The sequence below is a fragment of the Microbacterium zouquanmingi genome (assembly GCF_052266695.1).
GTDB lineage: Bacteria > Actinomycetota > Actinomycetes > Actinomycetales > Microbacteriaceae > Microbacterium.
In genome coordinates this window covers 263,145-281,842 of the sequence record NZ_JBQPQZ010000006.1, presented here as the reverse complement: position 1 = coordinate 281,842, position 18,698 = coordinate 263,145, and the positions used below count along the sequence as shown (strand labels likewise).

Sequence of the window (18,698 nt, the reverse complement as noted above, 5' to 3'; positions counted from 1 at the left end):
TGAAAACCCCAAACAAGACGAGTCAACTAAACCGTCAGCAGTCCCAAGGGCTTTCGTTCCCATCCAGGTGGTATCCACCACTCACTGAGGTTTCGATCGGCAAGAGGCGGGGAGGCGAAAGCTCCACGGCCTCTTGTCGTGCCATGAGCACGCCTAGGCTGCGATCTCAGCCCATCCTAGCCAGCCCTCGACAATGTGTGCGTGGGTCGAGGAATCGCGCTCAGATCGCGTATCCCTCGACCGGGCCCTCCCAGTTTGGCTTCCAGCCAAGCGAGGGGGCTACATGCTTCGCGAACGACTCCAAGATATGTACACAATAAGCAACACCCAGTTGCGTGGGGATCGTGAGCATCAGCGTGTCAGCGGCCATGACCGCTTCGTCCTGCTTCAGCTGCGAGATCAGCGCATCGGGTTCAGCGGCGTAGGTCTTGCCGAACGTGGAGCGCATCCCGTCGATGATGCCGATCTGGTCGCCATTCTCGGCGCTGCGAAGCCCGAAGTAGGCCCGGTCCATGTCGTTGATCAACGGGAAGACGCTGCGGCTGACCGAGACCCGCGGAGTCCTCGTGTGACCGGCATCCTTGTAGGCCGCCCGGTACATATCGATCTGCTCACGCTGCAGCACGTGGAACTCCGCCCCTGTCGCCTCGGTGAGCAGCGTCGAGCTCATCAGGTTCAGGCCTTTGCGGCCGGTCTCCTCCGCGCTCGCGCGGGACCCCGAGCCCCACCAGATGTGGTCGCGCAGAGTCTCGGAGCGCGGTTCAACGGCAAGGTACCGGCCCTCGCCGACCTGCTGAGGATCACCCTGCACGACGCCTGCGCCGTCGATCGCCTCGAGGAACAGCTCGAACTTGTCACGAGCGATATCAGCCCCGCGCGGGTCTTCAGAACCGACGTACCCGAACGCCTCGTAACCGCGCAGCGCGGTCTCGGGTGAGCCGCGGCTCACACCCAGTGCGATGCGCCCGCGGGCGATGAGGTCGAGGGCAGCTGCCTCTTCGGCAAACTGCAGCGGGTTCTCGTAGCGCATGTCGATCACACCGGTGCCGACTTCGATGCGCTCGGTCTTCGCGGCCACCGCGGCCAGCAGCGGCATAGGAGACGCCGCCTGGCGGGCGAAGTGGTGCACGCGCATGTACGCGCCGTTCACGCCGATCTCATCGGCGCCGACCGCGAGGTCGATGTGCTGATGCAGCATCTCGCCGGCTGTGCGCGTGCCGGAACCCGGCACATCGGCGTAATGCCCGAACGAGAGGAATCCGAAAGCCTTCATAGCTTCATGCAACCGCATGCATACCCGCGGCATTCCCGGCCGTTCACCGAACCTCCGGCACCAGGAAGCCGTCGCGCACGAGGTCGCGGATGCGCGGCTCGAGCTCTGCCCACAGGTCAGCGAGCGACACCTCGAACAGATCAGCCAACGCCGCAACGATCTGCGCGACGGTGAGGTCGCCATCGCACGCGCCGACGAATCCGGCGAGCGCAGAATCCACCGAGATCGTCCGGCCGAACCCGCCGCCCTGACGAAGTTCGATCACGCTCGGGTCATCATCGCCGGGCATGTAGTGCCGCGCCTCGGTGACATCGGATGCCGTGACCAGGGTCTGCGGCAACCCCTCAGCCAAAATGTCATGAGCGGAAAGACCGTCGCGCAGCGCCCGCCCCGTGCCGGAGAGCGGCTGTGACAGTTTCTCGAAACGGCGGAGCGGCTCGTGACCTGCGGGACCGCGCCTCAGCAGCACGTACCCGAACCCGATGGCGGTGACCCCGCGGGCGGTGAAGTCGTCGAGCCAGGCTTCCAGCATTCGCCCGAATGCCTCATCGCGCGGCGTCGTACCGCCATCGCGGATCCACAGTTCCGCGTACCCCAGCGGAGTGAGCTCTTCACGCTCGATGACCCAAGCGTCGAGCTCGGGCGCGATCCACGATTCGAGACGGGAGAGACCGGTTTCTCCGGATGACTCCCAGTTGCCCAGCAGCTGCGCAACGCCGCCGGGCAGCAGGTGCGATGCGGCTGAGCGCACGAACTGCTCGACGAGCGCATCGCCGATCAGCCCTCCATCGCGATACTCATACGCGGTGACCCCGTCCACGCGCGGAGTGATCACGAACGGCGGATTCGACACGATCAGATCGAAGGCCTCGCCGGCGACCGGCTCGAACATGCTCCCCTGCCGGAACGTGATGTTCCCCACCCCGTTCAGTCGCGCATTCAGTGCCGCGAACGCCAGAGCACGCTCAGACACATCTGTCGCGACGACCTCACCAGCGTGCCGGGCGACCAGCAGCGCCTGGATTCCGCAGCCGGTTCCGAGATCCAACGCCCGTGAGACGGGTGCGGGAACGACGAGTTCGGCAAGGGTTCGGGATGCTCCACCCACCCCCAGCACGTGATCGGCAGGCAGCTCGGAACCCAGTGCCAGTTCGTCGAGATCGCTGGCGATCCACCACTCGCCGATGCCATCAGCGTCGACGAAGGACTGGGGCCTGATCAGCGCCGTGGGAACGACGTCTGCCTCTGACAGGCGCGCAAGTCCCAGAGCGACAAGACCGTCCACTCCCAGCCGTACCAGCGCCTCCGAGACGAGGGCAGTCGGCTGCGGCATCCCGAGTATGAGCAGCCGCCCGAGCGTTGCCAGGGCGCTCTCGTCACCGTCGACAGCGCGCAGCAGCGGCTCGCGCACGCCGCGGCCGAGAGCGTCATCGGCTTCTTCGCCCCACAGCATCCGAAGGGGTTCAGAGCGGAAGTCGGCCCCGTCCAGATCTGCGGCCAATGCCGAGATGAGAGCGGGATCAGGGATGGGCGGGAGCGCGTCGGACACGGCCGTCACTCTACGCGCCTTCAGGCAACCCTGAAGGCGCGCACCTAGAATTGCGGGGTCACAACTCACGGATCCGCCACCCCCGGCGCCCGAGGAAGACCAGAGACTTGATCAGCCCCCGAACCGGCAGACATGAGCGCGCGCACCGCGGCGCACGCGTCGCTGTCGTCTTCGCGCTCGCCTTCGGTCTCGTCGCCGCGCCTCATCTCGCCTCCCCCACCGCAGCAGTCGCCTCCGCAAATGACGCGAATGACGCGAATGACGCGAATGACGCGGCAGATGACAGCACGATCCAGCTCTCTCTGCGCGCAGGAGTGCACGGGGTGGTCCAGCCCGGCGCGCCCGTGACCGTTATCGCGTCGGTGCAGAATGACACCGATGAGGCTCTCACCGCCGGTCGGGTCACCGTCGAGCTGAACCGCACTGCGCTCTCGAGTTCCGAGGCGCTGACGGCGTGGCTCGACAGCGGCGAAGCGGCGGGGAGTTTCACGCCGCTCGGCACAGACGACTCGCTTCCGGTGCCGGAGTCCGAGAACATCACCGTGCCCGTCAGTGCGCCCGCAAGCACCGTCGGTGACCTCGCCCCCGGTGTGTACCCGTTGCGAGGATCACTGTCCACGACCGGTCTGTCGTCCGACGCCATCGCAAGCAGTGTGCTCATCGTCAACGCCGACAGCTCACGACAGATCACCGTTCTCGTGCCGATCACCACGACTCCGAAGGATGGCGCGCTACTCACTGCCGACGAGCTCACCGCGCTGACCGCTCCCGATGGCGCGCTGACCGCGCAACTGGATGGCGTGGCCGGAACCTCCGCGGTGCTGGCGATCGACCCCCTCATTCCCGCGGCCATCCGAGTGCTCGGCACCGCGGCTCCCACGAGTGCGATCACCTGGCTCACGCGACTCGAATCGCTCTCCAACGAGCGCTTCGCGCTGCAGCCCGGTGATGCGGATGCCACCGTGCAGGCTCGCGCGGAGCTACCCACGCTGCTCCAGCCACTGACGCTGGACTCGTACCTCGACCCGGCGAACTTCGCACCGACGAGCGACGCCGCGACGCCCACGCCTTCTGCGTCGGCATCCCCCTCGCCCTCCCCCACACCGAACGAACCCGAACTTCCCACCTACGAAGAGCTCACCGCGATCGCCGGCGCAACTCCCGGAATTCTCTGGCCGCTTGGGGACGTGCAGACCGCCGATCTGTCGACGTTCGACACCTATCTCGCCGCCGACGCGACGACAGTTCTGCCGTCGACGTCTCTGGCCGCCACAGCATCCGCACTCATCGATGTCGACGGTCATCAGGTGATGGCTGCGGATGCCGCAGCATCCGCCTCGTTCTCCGATGCTGCCGCGACGCGCGACGACGCGTCTCGCGAGAACGACATCACTGCCGGGATCGCCCAGCTCACCTATGCCGCCGCTGGCACATCGCTTCTCGTTGGTCTCGACCGTGATGAGACCCGCACATCTGATTCGCTGCGCGAGACGATTCTGTCGGTCTCTGTGATCGCGCAGCCGACGACGATGGACGATCTGCGCGCCGGCTCACCCGCGCTCAGCACCATCGCGGGTGAGCCGGGCGACCAACGCACCACCGCGCTGTCGGGCCTCCTCTCTGACGAGGGCCGGCTGACAGAATTCGCATCGATCCTCGACGACCCTGACGTGCTGCTGTCGCCGGAGCGGCTCAGCATCCTGCACCTGATCGGTGTGGGTGCTGCCTCGAACTTCCCGGCCGCCGTCACGAGCCACCGGATGGCAACCGTTGCGACCCTGAATGCCGTGGGGGTGCAGCAGCCGAGCCCAATCCAGCTGTTCACCTCCGCCGCTCCGCTGCCGGTCTGGGTGCGCAACGATCTGCCCTGGCCGGTGAACGTCATCCTCGACTCCCGCCCATCGGATGCCCGGCTCGACGTGCGACCGCGCACCGAGGTGACCGCGCAGCCGGCCAGCAATACACGAGTCAAGGTTCCAGTCGAAGCACGCGTCGGAAGCGGCGAGCTCGACGTTCATTTCACTCTCACCTCGCCCACCGGGGTGCACATCGGCGAAGACCAGACCGCGAGCGTGACAGTGCGCGCGGAATGGGAGAGCATCGGGCTCATCATTCTCGGTGGCGTCATCGCGATTCTGCTTGTCCTGGGTGTTATCCGCACCGTCGTCCGTCGTCGTAAGACAAAAGAATCGGATGCCGCGGCCCAGACCCCCATCGCGCCATAGTCTGCGCATCCCTGCGCGGGAATGCCACGCCGCTACCATTGGTTTGAAGCAGTGAGCGTCTGCAACGGCGAGAAGAGAGAGCACATGCGCAAGGTCATCATCATCGGCTCCGGCCCCGCCGGATTCACCGCGGCCATCTACGCGGCCCGCGCGAATCTCGAGCCCCTGCTCATCGCGAGCTCGGTCGAGATCGGTGGCGAGCTGATGAACACCACCGATGTCGAGAACTACCCGGGCTTCCCCGACGGCATCCAGGGTCCTGAGCTGATGGCGAAGTTCCAGGAGCAGGCCGAGAAGTTCGGCACCGAGGTCGTCTACGACGACGTCACGTCACTCTCTGTGGACGGGCCGGTCAAGAAGATCGTTCTCGGCAGCGGCGCAGAACACGAAGCGCAGTCGATCATCTACGCGACCGGTTCGGCGTACCGCAAGCTCGGCATCGAGGGCGAGGAACGTCTCTCCGGGTACGGCGTCTCGTGGTGCGCCACGTGCGACGGCTTCTTCTTCCGTGAGAAGACGATCGCGGTCGTCGGCGGCGGCGACTCGGCGATGGAAGAGGCCACATTCCTCACCCGCTTCGCCTCCAAGGTCTACGTGATCCACCGCAAGGACACGCTTCGCGCCTCGAAGATCATGCAGGAGCGTGCCTTCGCCAACGAAAAGATCGAGTTCATCTGGAACAGCGAGGTCGCCGAGATCACCGGTGGCGATTCGGTCTCTGGCGTGACGCTGCGTTCGACGGTCGACGGTTCTTCGCGCGAGCTCGCCCTCGACGGCGTCTTCGTCGCGATTGGCAACGACCCGCGCACGCACCTCGTGCACGACAAGCTCCAGCTCACCGCTGAGGGCACGATCTGGGTCGACGGCCGCTCCTCGCGCACCTCGGTGCCCGGCATCTTCGCCGCGGGTGACGTCATCGACCCTACCTACCGCCAGGCCATCACCGCTGCAGGCTCCGGAACGGTCGCTGCCCTCGACGCTGAGCACTACCTCGCGGATTTTGAGGATGCCTCGGTGGAGGTTCCGGCAGCCGAGGCCGCTGCGGTCATTGCCTGACGGGAACACGATAGACCTCTCTGCTGTTGCAGAGGGAGAACTTGAATAATTTCGACAGATAAGAAGCAGGAGAATCAGATGACTGCCAAGGTAACGAGCCAGGCAACGTTCGAACAGGACGTCCTGCAGGCTGAGGGCCCCGTTCTCGTGGACTTCTGGGCCGAGTGGTGTGGACCATGTCGCATGGTCGCACCGGTTCTCGACCAGATCCAGGCTGAGCACCCCGACAAGATCACCATCATGAAGCTCAACGTCGATGAGAACCCCGAGCTTGCGATGAAGTACCAGATCACGTCGATCCCGGCGATGAAGGTCTTCCAGGGCGGCGAGGTCAAGACGACCATCATCGGCGCCAAGCCGAAGCCCGCTCTTGAGCAGGATCTCGCCGCGTACATCGGCTGATTCCGCTCGCGAACCTGCAAAACCACGCCGAGACCACATCGAAACGATGTGGTCTCGGCGTGGTTTTGTCGTTTTGTTACGCGAGGGGCGTCATGCCTCGCGCCTCGCTACGAGGCGTCAGCGATCGACGCGTCCCAGAGGCGGTACCGCGCACCCTCATCGAGCAGTCGCCAGACGGCGGGTGTCAGCTCGGGATACTCCAGTGCGATCTGGCGCATGACGCGGTAGTTGCGGGCTGAGTTCGGTCGTACGCCGTTGTTCGCCGCAATGTTCTCGGCGCGCAGCAAGAAGACGACCAGCTCGTCGACGGTGGGGAGATCCTCCATGAATTCCCATGGATCCTCGCCGTTCAGTAGCCGCTCCTGAATGAGGACCGCGCGTTCGTCAGAAGCTTCTGCCCGCAGGACTTCAAGACTCGCGCGGCGCGGAACAGCTTCAGACATACCTCAAGCCTACGCGTGCTTTTTGCCTCCGCGGCGCGGCAGATTCACAACATCCGTCATGGTTTCGAGCTCTCGACCCTTAGTCTCTGGTACCTGGAAGTACACGAAGAAGAACGACACGATCGCGAAGAACGCGTAGAACCCGTAGGCGAAGGTCAGCCCGATCTCGGCAAAGGCCGGGAACGTCGTCGAGATGAAGAAGTTCGCCACCCACTGAGCGGCGGCGGCGACTGCCAGAGCACCGGCGCGGATGCTGTTCGGGAACATCTCCCCCAGCAGCACCCAGACCAGCGGACCCCAGGTGGCGCCGAAGAACACCACAAATCCGTTGGCGCAGATGAGGGCGATCAGTGACCACGGCTGCGGGAGGACGACGTTGCCGTCCTGCAGGGTGCCGAACGAGAAGGCCACGGACATCATGCCTAGGGTCACTGCCATGCCGATCGATCCGGTGAGCAGCATCGGGCGCCGGCCAACCTTGTCGACGAGGAGGATCGCGATGATCGTCACCACGATGTTCGTGATCGAGGTGATGACAGAGGTCATCAGGGCACTCGATTCGTCGAATCCAACCGAAAGCCAGAGTGTGGTCGAGTAGTAGAAGATCACGTTGATGCCAACGAACTGCTGGAAGACGCTCAGCAGAATGCCCACCCACACAATGGGCTTCAGGCCGAATTTGTCACCACGAAGGTCCTTGAGTGACTCTTTCTGCTCGACATTCAGCGTCTTGCGGATCTCTTCGATTTTGAGGTTGACGTCTGACTCACCCGTGAAGTCGTAGAGGACCTGCGATGCCTTGTCGATCTGGCCTCTGGCGACCAGGAACCGTGGAGATTCCGGGAGCCTGATCGCCATCACGCCGTAGACGATCGCCGGGATCGCCTCGACCATGAACATCCAGCGCCAGGCGTCGATGCCGAACCACAGCATGTTCGCTGCGCCACCGGCGATGGTCGCGAGAAGCGCGTTGGAGAGCAGCGCGGTGAAGATACCGGTGACGATGGCGAGCTGCTGGAGGGACCCGAGTCTGCCGCGGATTTTCGCCGGCGAGACTTCGGCGATGTACGCAGGGGCGATGACGGATGCCGCGCCCACCCCAAGTCCGCCGATCACACGCCAGATGATGAGGTCGACCACACTGAAAGCGAGACCTGATCCGATCGCGGAGACCAGGAAGAGAACCGCCGCGATGATCATGACGGGGATGCGACCGAGCTTGTTCGCGAGACTTCCCGCAAACCACGCACCGACGGCGCAGCCGATCAGAGCTGAGGAGACAGCGAAGCCTTGAAGTCCGGGTCCGAGCGAGAAGGCGCCCGCCAGAGCATCCACGGCTCCGTTGATGACCGCAGTGTCAAAGCCGAACAGGAAGCCGCCCAGAGCGGCCGCGATGCTGATTCCGATTACTCGTGCGCTGAAACGTCCGGGCGTGCGGCTTCCATCAGACATGTGTCCCCCTCGTTTGAGCCCACTCTAGGAGTCGTCGCGCATCAGGGCGAGACAAATCTGAATCGCGTCAGGATCCGTACTGTTCTTCACCGAGATCGCTGAGGATCCGGTTGAGGTCCTGGATCGACGCGAATTCGATCGCGACCTGGCCTTTTCGTGCGCCCAGAGTGATCTTCACTCGGGTATTCAGACGGTCACCGAGCTTGCCGGCGACCTCATCGAGATACGCACGACGTGCTCCCGGCTGCGGCTTGACCTTCTTAGAACCGGCGGCCGGCAGCGTCTTGGCGGCCTCCTCAGTCGCGCGAACCGAGAGGTCCTCGTTCACCACCTTGTCGGCGAGCCTCTGCATCTGCTCGGCATCGTTGAGTGAGAGCAGAGCGCGAGCGTGCCCCGCGGAGAGGACACCCGCCGCAACGCGCTGCTGAACGGGCACAGGGAGCTTCAACAGACGGATCGTGTTGCTGATCTGCGGACGCGAACGGCCGATGCGTGTGGCCAACTGCTCCTGTGTGATGCCAAAGTCTTCGAGAAGCTGCTGATAGGCGGATGCTTCTTCCAGCGGGTTCAGCTCGGATCGGTGCAGGTTCTCGAGGAGCGCGTCACGGAGGAGATCTTCGTCGTCGGTCTCGCGAACGATCGCAGGGATCATCTCGAGTCCAGCCTCGCGAGCAGCGCGGGTGCGCCGCTCCCCCATGATCAGTTCGTACTCACCCTCAGAGTTCTTTCGAACAACAACAGGCTGCAGAACTCCGAACTCACGCACACTGTGCACCAGCTCTGCGAGTTCGTTCTCATCGAAGTGCGTTCGCGGCTGACGCGGGTTCGGGACAATCGCGTTCGGATCAACCTGAATCAGATGGATGCCGGGAACCACTTCGAGGTCAGGCTCAGAATCAGCCGCGGGAGCGGTGCTCGCCGGCTTCGCTGCATCCGCGGTGATCGTCGCCCCAGGGAAGAACACGTCGACAGGCCGGGTCGCCTGATCACTTGTAGGGATAAGGGCGCCGATTCCGCGGCCCAATCCGGTGCGCTTCGCCATCAGTTCTCCTTGCTCTGCGTCTTTTTGGACGCGATTTCTACAGCGGCCTCGCGATACGCGATCGCTCCGGCGGATGCTCCGTCGTAGGTGATCACCGTCTGGCCGAAACTGGGTGCCTCAGACACACGGACAGAACGCGGAATAACCGTGTTCAACACCTGCTCTGGGAAGTGATTGCGTACTTCATCGGCGACCTGCTGCGCGAGACGGGTCCGTCCGTCGTACATCGTCAGCAGGATGGTTGACAGATGCAGTGCGGGGTTGAGGTGCTTCTGAATCATCTGGATACTGCCGAGCAGCTGGCTCAATCCTTCCAGCGCGTAGTACTCGCACTGAATCGGGATGAAAACCTCGGTTGCCGCGGCGAACGCGTTGATCGTCAACAGTCCGAGCGATGGCGGGCAATCGATGATGATGAAGTCAATGGGGTGCTCAGCGAGATACTGATCCAGTGCTCCGCGGAGGCGATGCTCTCTCGCCACCTGCGAGACGAGTTCGATCTCTGCACCCGCGAGGTGAATCGTGCTGGGCGCACACACGAGGTTTTCAGATTCCGGACTCTGCTGCAGAACGTCAGCGAGCGGAACCTCATTGATCAGCACGTCGTAGATGCTCTGGGTCTCAGCATTGTGCGGAACACCGAGCGCGGTCGACGCGTTTCCTTGGGGATCCAGATCGATCACCATCACCTTGGCGCCCAGTGAAGCCAGCGCCGAAGCGATGTTCACGGCGGTCGTCGTCTTTCCGACGCCACCCTTCTGGTTCGACACCGTGAGAATACGGGTCTCTCCGGTGAAACTGACCTTCACATCTTCGAGATTGCGACGACGGGCCGACAGATCAGCGATCTCTCTCGCGAGCGGCGTATCCATCCCGAATGCATCGTTCGGTGCTTGCTTCTCGGATTGTTTCACGTGAAACATCCACTCCTCTCGATGGCCGCGTTCCACTCTACTGGGGTCTTCCGACAGGGAGATCCACGTAGTGGCCAGCCTGTGCAGAACTCGTGCGAGCTAGCGATTGTCGCCCGAATGTTTCACGTGAAACATTGGCTCTTCACTTGTGTAGCGACCGTGTACGGGATCAGCCACGTACGGTTGCTCGAATGACTCGTGTCGACTCCGACAGAGTGTCCTCGCCGAGCACCTCGACACGCACGTCGCTCAGTCGGTACTTCTTGATCTGCTTTGCTGCTGCAGTGATCTCAGCATCCGCATTCTTGCCCTTGAGGAGGACGAGTTCTCCGCCATCGCGCACGAGCGGCGCTGTCCAAGGCACCAAAGTGCGCAGCGCACTCACAGCACGAGCCGTCACGACGTCGAACTGAGTCGGCGGCACATCTTCCGCGCGTGACCTCAACACCGTGACGTTCTGCAGATCGAGTTCGGCCACCTGCTCATTGAGCCAGATGACACGACGCTCCATCGGCTCCACCAACGTCCACGACACGTCCGGGCGTGCGATGGCCAGGACGATGCCTGGGAGTCCCGCACCTGAACCGATGTCCGCAGCAGAACCATGGAAGAGGGGAGCGGAAATCGCGCTGTTCAGCACATGACGGGTCCACAAACGTGGGAGTTCGAGCGGGCCGATCAGACCGCGCTCTTCACCCTGAGCAGCAAGCGCGGCAGTGAACGATCGTGCCAGTTCGATGCGATCACCGAACAGTGCGTGTGCAGCCTCGGGCTCAACCTCAACAGTCATGAATGTTTCACGTGAAACATCAACGACGACGGATGACCGTGTGGCGGTCCGGACCCTCGCCGTATGATTCCGAAACGAGGTCGCGGTCAGCGACGACATCGTGCACGAGCTTGCGCTCGTAGCTCGACATTGCGGGCAGGGATGCCTGCGATGCACCCTCATCAAGCTTGATCACTGCAGCGTCGACTAGCTTCTCGAGCTGACGACGACGAGCGTCACGAGATCCGCCAACGTCGAGGATCAACCGTGAGAACGCACCGGTCTTGCTCTGCACTGCGAGGCGGGTGATCTCCTGCAGTGCCTGCACGGTGTCGGGGTTCGAGAGCACCGAGATGCTCTCATCCTCGGATTCAACCGACACGTACGCACGACCCTGTCGCACGTCGAGGTTCAGATCGCCGTCGATGTCTGCGATGTCGAGAAGCTCTTCGATGAAGTCCGCGGCGACATCGCCTTCGTGCTCCAGCTGATCAGCGGTCTGCTCAGGGCGTTCAGTCACGTTGTCAGTGGCCATCAGTTCGAGCCCTTCTTCTTCGCGCGCTTCTTACTCACAGGCTGCTGGCGCTTGTACGCCTCCTGCTTCGCCTTCTCTGCTTCTTCCAGCATCCGCTGCTGTTCTGCCTCGTACGCCGCCATCGGAACAACCTTGCCCGAGGCGTCGATTGCCTTGCCCTTGCGAGCCAGACGCTCTTCGCGTGCCTTCGCGGCTTCAGAACCCGGGGTAGGCATCTCACGGATGACGAGGAACTGCTGAGCCATGGTCCACAGGTTCGAGATGAACCAGTACACGACGACACCCAGCGGGAAGAAGACACCCGAGAAGATGAAGCCCAGCGGCAGCACGTAGAGCATGATCTTCTGCATCTGGTACGCCTGGCCGGTCTTGGCCTCGGGCGACAGGTTCTTCGAGATAATCTGCAGCTGCGTGAAGAACTGCGAACCGATCATGAGGACGACGAGGATCACCAGCAGCACGATCGCGACCGTGTTCTGCGTTTCGACGGCCTGGCCGAGCGTGCCGTGCAGCGAGACAGAGCCGAAGATCGTCGCGTCGTAGAACTCCTGGGTGAGTTCGGCGCTGAGCAGTCCTACGCCACCGAGACCCTGCGTCGCGTGCTTCGTGACGTCGTTGAGCACACTGAACAGCGCGAAGAAGATCGGCATCTGCACGATGAGCGGCAGACAGCTCGACATCGGCGAGGTGCCGTGCTTCTTGTACAGGCCCATCGTCTCGCGGCTCATGGCCTCCCGAGAGAGCTGGTCTTTCTTGCCTTTGTACTTCGCCTGGATCTTCTTCATCTCCGGCGCGATCTCCATCATCTTGCGCTGGCTCTTGATCTGCCGCACGAAGAGAGGGAACACCGACGCGCGAACGACGATGACGAGGCCGATGATCGAAAGGATCCACGTGATGCCGGATGCCGCGGGAAGCCCCACCGCGGTGAACAGCCAGTGCCAGGCGACGAGGATGAGCTCAACCGCCCACTTGAGCGGCCAGAGAATGGTGCCGAGCAGATCGAATCCGCCGCCCCCGGTGTTAGGTGTCGGCGTCGCTGAGGCGAGCAGAAGGTCAAGACCCACTGATCAGTCCTTTCGGGAAGGTACGACGAAACCTCGGGGGGTCAGGTCGTATCGGAAATGGTCGTGGGGGCGAACGTCATCAACGCCGCCCTTGGTCCAGGGGTTGCAGCGCAGGATGCGCCATGCCGAGAGCAGAGCTCCCTTGATCGCGCCGTGCTGCTGAACCGCTCCTACAGCGTAAGCCGAGCACGACGGATAGTAGGCACACACATCTCCGTAGATCGGTGAAATCACGGTGCGATATGCGGTGAGGAAACCGAGGACCAGATTGCGTGGGACCAACGGGATGCCGCGCGCGAGGTCGCCACCGTGGAGGTGAGCAGAGCCCATTGCATACGAAGGCAGTGCGCTCATGCGGCATCCGTCTGTCGGCCAAGCCTGCCGAGGCAGCGCGTCACATCTGATCTCAGCTCGCTGAAGGATGCGGTTGCAGACGCGGGAAGGGCACGGATGACGACGTCCGTGCCCTGCGGTACTTCTGCGATCGCTTCTGCGCACACGGCCTTCAGCCGTCGGCGCACGGTGTTGCGGATCACAGCGGTACCCACCTGCTTGCTGATGATGAACCCGAACCGGGGTTCACGTGCTTCACCGGTCGTCAACATCGAGGTGACGACCCGGGCGCCCCCGCACCGGACACCGCGACGGACGACCGACTTGTAGTCAGTGCCTCGCGTCAGTCGGAACGGACGGGCGAGCACGAAGCTTAAGCCGAGAGCTCGGTGCGGCCCTTCGCACGGCGAGCCGCAAGGATGCCGCGGCCGGCGCGAGTGCGCATGCGGGCGCGGAAGCCGTGCTTCTTGGCACGACGACGGTTGTTGGGCTGGAAAGTACGCTTGGTCATGGAATCACTCCGGGAATGGCTGTCACCGGATGAGTACGACCGGAGACATTGGGGAACTGCCCAGATCCGGGCATAAGTCAACCGATTAAGGGTACGTCTTGACAGCGCAGAGAGCAAATTCTCCGCGCGAGGGCTCAGGCCTGTGCATCTGCCTGCAAGCCAATTATCCACAACCTCGACACACGCGGCGTGCAAGACACACCCCCGGTTTTCCACAGGCAGGTTGCTGATAACGGCGCGGATGACTACCGTGGCATCCGAAGTTATCCACAGGGGGAATGCACGTTTCACTGCTCCTCCGACAACACCCGCCTGGAGCACCATGTCCTCTCCTGCCCAGCCCGACGTTCCTATCTGGGCAGAGGTCACAGAGCTCCTCGATCAGGATGAGCGCGTCACCCCGCAGCTGCAGGGGTTCTTGAGCCTCGCCGTTCCCGCCGGCGTCATGAGCGCGACGCTCTATCTCGACGTCCCCAATGATCTGACCGCCGCACAGATCAACAAGCGCCTGCGGGTGCCGATCATGGAAGCGCTCGCCCAGCTCGGAGAAGATGTCACCTCCTTCCGAGTCGTCGTCAATCACGAACTCGCCGAGCAGCCCACTGCCCCCATCGCCGTTGCCGACTTCGGTCGACCAGAAGCACCCCGAACAGACATCAGCAACGAACTGCCGACCCCGCTGCGTCACGAGTCACGGCTGAACCCGAAATACACGTTCGACAATTTCGTCATCGGACAGTCGAACCGCTTTGCCCACGCGGCAGCGGTCGCTGTCGCCGAAGCACCCGCGAAGGCGTACAACCCGCTGTTCATCTACGGCGACTCCGGCCTCGGCAAGACTCACCTGCTGCACGCCATCGGTGATTACGCGCAATCGCTCTACACCGGGGTAAAGGTGCGGTACGTCTCGAGCGAAGAATTCACCAACGACTTCATCAACTCGATCGCGAACAACCGCGGCTCTGCTTTCCAGGCCCGCTACCGCGATGTCGACATCCTTCTGATCGATGACATCCAGTTCTTGCAGGGTCGCGCCGAGACGCAGGAGACCTTCTTCCACACGTTCAACACCCTGCACGATCACAACAAGCAGATCGTGATCACCAGTGATGTCGCACCCAAGCACCTCACCGGTTTCGAAGACCGCATGCGCAGCCGCTTCGAGTGGGGCCTGATCACCGATGTGCAGGCGCCTGACCTCGAGACTCGCATCGCGATCCTCCGTAAGAAGGCGCAGAGCGAAGCACTACACATTCCCGATGAAGTACTCGAGTACATCGCGACGATCGTCTCGTCGAACATCCGCGAGCTCGAGGGCGCGCTCATCCGCGTCTCCGCCTTTGCCAGTCTCAACCGCTCCGCGCTCGACATCTCTCTCGCGCAAACCGTTCTCCGCGACATCGTCGACACGGCCGAAGACAACATCATCTCGCCGACCGACATCATCACGGCGACGGCGCAGTACTTCAAGCTCACGGTCGATGACCTCTACGGATCCAGCCGCTCACAGCAGATCGCCACTGCTCGTCAGATCGCGATGTATCTGTGCCGCGAACGTACGAACCTGTCCCTGCCGAAGATCGGCCAGCTCTTCGGCAACCGCGACCACACGACGGTCATGTACGCGTACAAGAAGATCAGCGACCTCATGAAGGAACGACGCTCGATCTACAACCAGGTGACTGAAATCACCACGCAGCTCGGTCGCCGCTGAGTTTGACGCGCGGGGAATCACCCCTCAAAATGCCCCTTTGCACATGTGGATAACTTGTGGATGAATGTGCCTCAGGTTCGGGACGAATGTGTGCGAATCCCCAGAACCTGTGGATAACTCTGGTTTGAGCGGATGCTGCGCCAGACCCGTATTCACGCGGTTTCCTCAGGAATTCCACAACTCACACGTGTGTAGTTCCTTACTCGCGATTGATATCCACCGAGTTATCCACAGTATCCACAGCTGTTAACAATGTTAAGAAGTTAATCCTCTAGGGCTGACATCCGATCACCTCGAAGATGTGAAAACTTGGGCGTATGGCGCGATCGCGCTGTGGGGATACGATGGGAACCCCTGAGGTGAGCCGATGTCCCTCAGGTCTTGTAATTCACGACGAGGGAGCGCCAGTGAGGTTCCAGGTCAACCGCGATGTATTCAGCGAGGCTGTGTCCTTCGTCGTCAAGCTGTTGCCACAGCGCAATCCGCAGCCGATTCTTGCCGGTGTTCTCATCGAGGCAGGCGCAAACGGACTGACGCTCTCGGCATTCGACTACGAGGCATCCGCTCGCACGACGATCGACGCGACAGTCGACACACCGGGCACGATCCTGGTGCACGGTCGTCTACTCTCCGACATCGCAAGCCGGCTTCCGAACGCTCCGATCGAGATCGCCGTCGAAGAAGACGGCGGGATCTCCGTGACGTGTGGATCTGCGCGGTTCATGCTGGCAGCCATGCCAGTGGAGGAATATCCCTCGATTCCCGAGGTCTCCGGATCTTCCGGTGTCGTTCCCGCTGACGAGTTCGCAACGGCAATCGCACAGGTCGGTTTCGCAGCATCCCGCGACGACGTGACTCCTGTGCTCACCGGTGTGCAGCTCGAGGTCTCGGGCCAGAACCTGAGCCTGGTCGCCACCGACCGCTATCGCGTTTCACTGCGGGATGTTCCGTGGGATGGCGAAGCATCCGAGCAGACCGCGCTCGTTCCCGCTCGCACGCTGACCGAAGTCGGCAAGACCTTCGGGCATGCCGGCACGATCCAGATCGCGTTCTCCGGAACCGGTGACCGCGAGATCATCGCCTTCACCGCGGGCAACAAGACCGTGACGTCGCTGCTGATCAAGGGAAACTTCCCGCCTGTGCGCCGGCTGTTCCCCGAGCAGACCGACCACTACGCGGTTGTGAACACCGCGGATCTCATCGAAGCCGTGCGCCGTGTTGCGCTGGTGCTTGACCGCGCAGCTCCCTTGCGTTTCACGTTCAGCTCCGACAACGTGACGATGGATGCTTCGGGCAGCGAGCACGCTCGTGCATCTGAATCCGTCGACGCTCACCTTTCCGGTGGCGACGAAGTGACGCTCGGACTGAACCCGCAGTACCTGACCGAAGCTCTGAGTGCGGTCAAGAGCGAGTTCGTCCGCGTGACATTCACCTCCAGTGACAATGCGAACAAGCTGAGCCCGGTGCTCATCACGAGCCAGACCTCGGTTGACCAGGCGGGTCTTGACTCGTACAAGTACCTCCTCCAGCCGAACCTGCTGCTTCGCTGACCCTTCGATCACTGAGCCTGTCGAAGCATCAGGGACCGCAGCGTCGCGTTGTCAGAGCCCGAAGGTAGGCTGACTCCGTGATCGTGGAGCACCTGAACTTGGTTGATTTCCGCAATTACGCGACCGCAGATCTTGCTCTGCTTCCGGGTCCGAATGTTCTCGTCGGACGAAATGGTCAGGGCAAGACGAATCTGGCCGAGGCGATCGTGTTCCTTGCGACACTCGGCTCGCATCGGGTCTCATCGGATGCACCGATGGTGCGAGACGGTCACGAGTTCGCTGTCATTCGCGCCAGACTCTCGGTCGGCGATCGCCGGGTCCTCGTCGAGGTCCAGATCAATCGACAGGGTTCGAACAAGGCGCGGATCAACGGTTCGCCATCGAAGACGAATGAACTTCCGCGCTACGCGCATGTGGTGCTCTTCGCCCCGGAAGACCTCCAGATCGTGCGCGGCGACCCGTCTTCACGCAGGAAATTCGCCGATCAGCTCCTGATTCAGCGCACTCCGCGCATGACCGGGGTGCTCGCCGATTACGACCGGGTGCTCAAGCAGCGCACTGCGCTGCTGAAATCCGCCAGGGCGCGCGGCATCCGAGGCGAAGCGCTCACGACGCTCGAAGTCTGGGACGACAAGCTCATCGCGCTCGGCTCTGAGATCATCGATGCGCGTCTGCGCCTGGCATCCGATCTGCAGCATCCGCTGGCCGCGGCATACTCCGCGATCGCCGGTGCAGATCACAGTCCTGAACTCGAATGGGCGTTGTCGGTGAGTGGGGCAGACCCCGAAGAGGGCGAGGTCGATTCACTGCCGCAGACCCAGCGCACCAAACTCGCCGAGATGTTCCGTGCGGCTCTTCTCGCCAAGCGGCAGCAGGAACTCGACCGCGGTCTTACCCTCGTCGGACCGCACCGCGATGATCTTCTGATGCGCGTGCGCGATCTTCCGGTCAAGGGTTATGCCTCGCACGGTGAATCCTGGTCAGTCGCACTTTCTCTGCGCCTGGCATCCGCTGAGCTTCTGCGCGCCGAGTCGCCGGCAGGTGATCCGGTGCTCATCCTCGACGATGTCTTCGCCGAACTCGACGCCGATCGTCGCCAGCGATTGGCCAGTCTCACCGCGGGATACGAGCAGGTCATCGTCACCGCTGCAGTCGAGGCGGACATTCCCGAACCGCTGCACCGGCATGTCGTGCGGATTGACGCGGGTACGATCAGCGATGACCGGGCAGTCGATACCGATGACCGGGCAGTCGATACCGATGAGGGGGATGCATCATGACCGATGCCGAAGTCCCCGAGACCATCGGAACTTATCTGCGCCTGCGCGGACTGAAGCCGAGTTCGAAGAGCTGGAAGCGCAAGCGTCGCATCCGCGATGACGACGACAACGCTCCATTCACGCCCGGGCGCGATCCCGGCGCACTGGGCGCTGTGCTCGACAAGCTCAGTCGTGATTCAGGGTGGGAGATCACTCTCGCCCGCGAAGATCTCGTCCGTCAGTGGGCAGATCTCGCCGGAAGCGACACCGCAAAACACTCCGAACCCGTATCTCTGGAGAACGGGATGCTGACGGTGAAGTGCGACTCGACGGCGTGGGCGAAGAACCTGCAATTTATGCGGGCGACCATCCTCACTGAGATCGGAAGACGTTATCCGCACGCGGGTGTCGACAACCTCCGTTTCATCGGCCCGGACGTTCCTTCTTGGAAATGGGGTCCCAGAGCCGTCCCAGGGCGGGGCCCGCGCGATACCTACGGGTAGGACACCGCGAACGGGGTCCGGATCGATTTCAGGGCCACACACGGGCGCCCAGCGACGTGAAACGCTCTGATGAGGGTAGACTGGGCTTTCGAGATATCGAT

At 62.6% G+C, this 18,698-nt stretch carries 19 protein-coding genes; 7 read left to right on the top strand and 12 right to left on the bottom strand.

What is annotated here, in order from left to right:
- Positions 1 to 220 precede the first annotated feature (220 nt).
- Entirely contained in the window at positions 221 to 1,273 is a 1,053-nt protein-coding gene (locus ACTU6U_RS14205) for an LLM class flavin-dependent oxidoreductase (RefSeq protein WP_443469764.1), read from the bottom strand.
- 43 nt (positions 1,274 to 1,316) lie between these two features.
- Positions 1,317 to 2,831 (bottom strand): class I SAM-dependent methyltransferase, encoded by a 1,515-nt coding sequence (locus ACTU6U_RS14200; RefSeq protein WP_443469763.1) that lies wholly within the window; start codon positions 2,829 to 2,831, stop codon positions 1,317 to 1,319.
- 98 nt (positions 2,832 to 2,929) lie between these two features.
- Between ACTU6U_RS14200 and ACTU6U_RS14195 the strand changes: the two genes are divergently transcribed.
- The 3 genes from ACTU6U_RS14195 (at position 2,930) to trxA (ending at position 6,505) form a co-directional block, all read left to right on the top strand.
- Positions 2,930 to 5,047 (top strand): DUF6049 family protein, encoded by a 2,118-nt coding sequence (locus ACTU6U_RS14195; protein ID WP_443469762.1) that lies wholly within the window; start codon positions 2,930 to 2,932, stop codon positions 5,045 to 5,047.
- Between the two features lie 84 nt (positions 5,048 to 5,131).
- Positions 5,132 to 6,103 (top strand): thioredoxin-disulfide reductase, encoded by a 972-nt coding sequence (gene trxB / locus ACTU6U_RS14190; RefSeq protein ID WP_443469761.1) that lies wholly within the window; start codon positions 5,132 to 5,134, stop codon positions 6,101 to 6,103.
- Positions 6,104 to 6,151: 48 nt separating this feature from the next.
- Positions 6,152 to 6,505: a thioredoxin gene (trxA, locus tag ACTU6U_RS14185; RefSeq protein ID WP_417509667.1), complete on the top strand. Its 354-nt coding sequence runs from the start codon at positions 6,152 to 6,154 to the stop codon at positions 6,503 to 6,505.
- Positions 6,506 to 6,612: 107 nt separating this feature from the next.
- Here the strand turns inward: trxA and ACTU6U_RS14180 are convergent, their stop codons facing one another.
- From ACTU6U_RS14180 to rpmH, 10 genes are all read right to left on the bottom strand, one after another.
- On the bottom strand, positions 6,613 to 6,948 hold the full coding sequence (locus ACTU6U_RS14180; protein WP_443469760.1) for a tryptophan synthase subunit alpha: 336 nt from the start codon (positions 6,946 to 6,948) through the stop codon (positions 6,613 to 6,615).
- 9 nt (positions 6,949 to 6,957) lie between these two features.
- Positions 6,958 to 8,400 (bottom strand): sugar porter family MFS transporter, encoded by a 1,443-nt coding sequence (locus tag ACTU6U_RS14175; RefSeq protein WP_443469759.1) that lies wholly within the window; start codon positions 8,398 to 8,400, stop codon positions 6,958 to 6,960.
- Between the two features lie 67 nt (positions 8,401 to 8,467).
- Complete coding sequence (locus ACTU6U_RS14170) at positions 8,468 to 9,442, bottom strand: ParB/RepB/Spo0J family partition protein (RefSeq protein WP_443469758.1); 975 nt, start codon at positions 9,440 to 9,442, stop codon at positions 8,468 to 8,470.
- Entirely contained in the window at positions 9,442 to 10,314 is an 873-nt protein-coding gene (locus tag ACTU6U_RS14165; protein ID WP_443469757.1) for a ParA family protein, read from the bottom strand. The genes ACTU6U_RS14170 and ACTU6U_RS14165 overlap by 1 nt, the downstream gene beginning before the upstream one ends.
- A gap of 211 nt (positions 10,315 to 10,525) precedes the next feature.
- The gene (gene rsmG / locus ACTU6U_RS14160; protein ID WP_443469756.1) at positions 10,526 to 11,146 is read right to left on the bottom strand and encodes a 16S rRNA (guanine(527)-N(7))-methyltransferase RsmG; all 621 of its coding nucleotides are present in this window, start codon (positions 11,144 to 11,146) and stop codon (positions 10,526 to 10,528) included.
- Positions 11,147 to 11,165: 19 nt separating this feature from the next.
- Positions 11,166 to 11,660, bottom strand: coding sequence for a Jag family protein (locus ACTU6U_RS14155; protein WP_443469755.1), 495 nt, complete (start codon positions 11,658 to 11,660; stop codon positions 11,166 to 11,168).
- The gene (gene yidC, locus ACTU6U_RS14150) at positions 11,660 to 12,727 is read right to left on the bottom strand and encodes a membrane protein insertase YidC (RefSeq protein ID WP_443469754.1); all 1,068 of its coding nucleotides are present in this window, start codon (positions 12,725 to 12,727) and stop codon (positions 11,660 to 11,662) included. The genes ACTU6U_RS14155 and yidC overlap by 1 nt, the downstream gene beginning before the upstream one ends.
- A gap of 3 nt (positions 12,728 to 12,730) precedes the next feature.
- The gene (gene yidD, locus ACTU6U_RS14145; protein WP_443469753.1) at positions 12,731 to 13,081 is read right to left on the bottom strand and encodes a membrane protein insertion efficiency factor YidD; all 351 of its coding nucleotides are present in this window, start codon (positions 13,079 to 13,081) and stop codon (positions 12,731 to 12,733) included.
- Complete coding sequence (gene rnpA / locus ACTU6U_RS14140; protein WP_443469752.1) at positions 13,078 to 13,428, bottom strand: ribonuclease P protein component; 351 nt, start codon at positions 13,426 to 13,428, stop codon at positions 13,078 to 13,080. Before rnpA ends, yidD begins: the two co-directional genes overlap by 4 nt.
- Before the next feature lie 5 nt (positions 13,429 to 13,433).
- Positions 13,434 to 13,571, bottom strand: coding sequence for a 50S ribosomal protein L34 (gene rpmH / locus ACTU6U_RS14135; RefSeq protein ID WP_045278552.1), 138 nt, complete (start codon positions 13,569 to 13,571; stop codon positions 13,434 to 13,436).
- A gap of 322 nt (positions 13,572 to 13,893) precedes the next feature.
- Here rpmH and dnaA point away from each other — a divergent pair, with 322 nt between their 5' ends.
- The 4 genes from dnaA to ACTU6U_RS14115 all read left to right on the top strand — a co-directional run bounded on the left by dnaA (position 13,894) and on the right by ACTU6U_RS14115 (position 18,597).
- Positions 13,894 to 15,285, top strand: a complete 1,392-nt coding sequence (gene dnaA, locus ACTU6U_RS14130) for a chromosomal replication initiator protein DnaA (protein ID WP_443469751.1) — start codon at positions 13,894 to 13,896, stop codon at positions 15,283 to 15,285.
- A 407-nt stretch (positions 15,286 to 15,692) separates the two neighbouring features.
- Positions 15,693 to 16,835, top strand: coding sequence for a DNA polymerase III subunit beta (gene dnaN / locus ACTU6U_RS14125; RefSeq protein WP_443469750.1), 1,143 nt, complete (start codon positions 15,693 to 15,695; stop codon positions 16,833 to 16,835).
- Between the two features lie 77 nt (positions 16,836 to 16,912).
- Positions 16,913 to 18,115: a DNA replication/repair protein RecF gene (recF, locus tag ACTU6U_RS14120; protein WP_443469749.1), complete on the top strand. Its 1,203-nt coding sequence runs from the start codon at positions 16,913 to 16,915 to the stop codon at positions 18,113 to 18,115.
- Positions 18,112 to 18,597, top strand: a complete 486-nt coding sequence (locus ACTU6U_RS14115) for a DciA family protein (RefSeq protein WP_443469748.1) — start codon at positions 18,112 to 18,114, stop codon at positions 18,595 to 18,597. Before recF ends, ACTU6U_RS14115 begins: the two co-directional genes overlap by 4 nt.
- Positions 18,598 to 18,698: the final 101 nt, after the last annotated feature.

Bases quoted from the DNA above. Each gene is read 5' to 3' on its own strand.
- trxB (WP_443469761.1), top strand. From the start codon at position 5,132: ATGCGCAAGGTCATCATCATCGGCTCCGGCCCCGCCGGATTCACCGCG.
- ACTU6U_RS14180 (WP_443469760.1), bottom strand. From the start codon at position 6,948: ATGTCTGAAGCTGTTCCGCGCCGCGCGAGTCTTGAAGTCCTGCGGGCA.
- ACTU6U_RS14115 (WP_443469748.1), top strand. From the start codon at position 18,112: ATGACCGATGCCGAAGTCCCCGAGACCATCGGAACTTATCTGCGCCTG.
- yidD (WP_443469753.1), bottom strand. From the start codon at position 13,081: ATGAGCGCACTGCCTTCGTATGCAATGGGCTCTGCTCACCTCCACGGT.
- ACTU6U_RS14175 (WP_443469759.1), bottom strand. From the start codon at position 8,400: ATGTCTGATGGAAGCCGCACGCCCGGACGTTTCAGCGCACGAGTAATC.
- ACTU6U_RS14165 (WP_443469757.1), bottom strand. From the start codon at position 10,314: ATGGATACGCCGCTCGCGAGAGAGATCGCTGATCTGTCGGCCCGTCGT.
- rsmG (WP_443469756.1), bottom strand. From the start codon at position 11,146: ATGACTGTTGAGGTTGAGCCCGAGGCTGCACACGCACTGTTCGGTGAT.
- ACTU6U_RS14205 (WP_443469764.1), bottom strand. From the start codon at position 1,273: ATGAAGGCTTTCGGATTCCTCTCGTTCGGGCATTACGCCGATGTGCCG.
- ACTU6U_RS14155 (WP_443469755.1), bottom strand. From the start codon at position 11,660: ATGGCCACTGACAACGTGACTGAACGCCCTGAGCAGACCGCTGATCAG.
- rpmH (WP_045278552.1), bottom strand. From the start codon at position 13,571: ATGACCAAGCGTACTTTCCAGCCCAACAACCGTCGTCGTGCCAAGAAG.
- dnaA (WP_443469751.1), top strand. From the start codon at position 13,894: ATGTCCTCTCCTGCCCAGCCCGACGTTCCTATCTGGGCAGAGGTCACA.
- ACTU6U_RS14170 (WP_443469758.1), bottom strand. From the start codon at position 9,442: ATGGCGAAGCGCACCGGATTGGGCCGCGGAATCGGCGCCCTTATCCCT.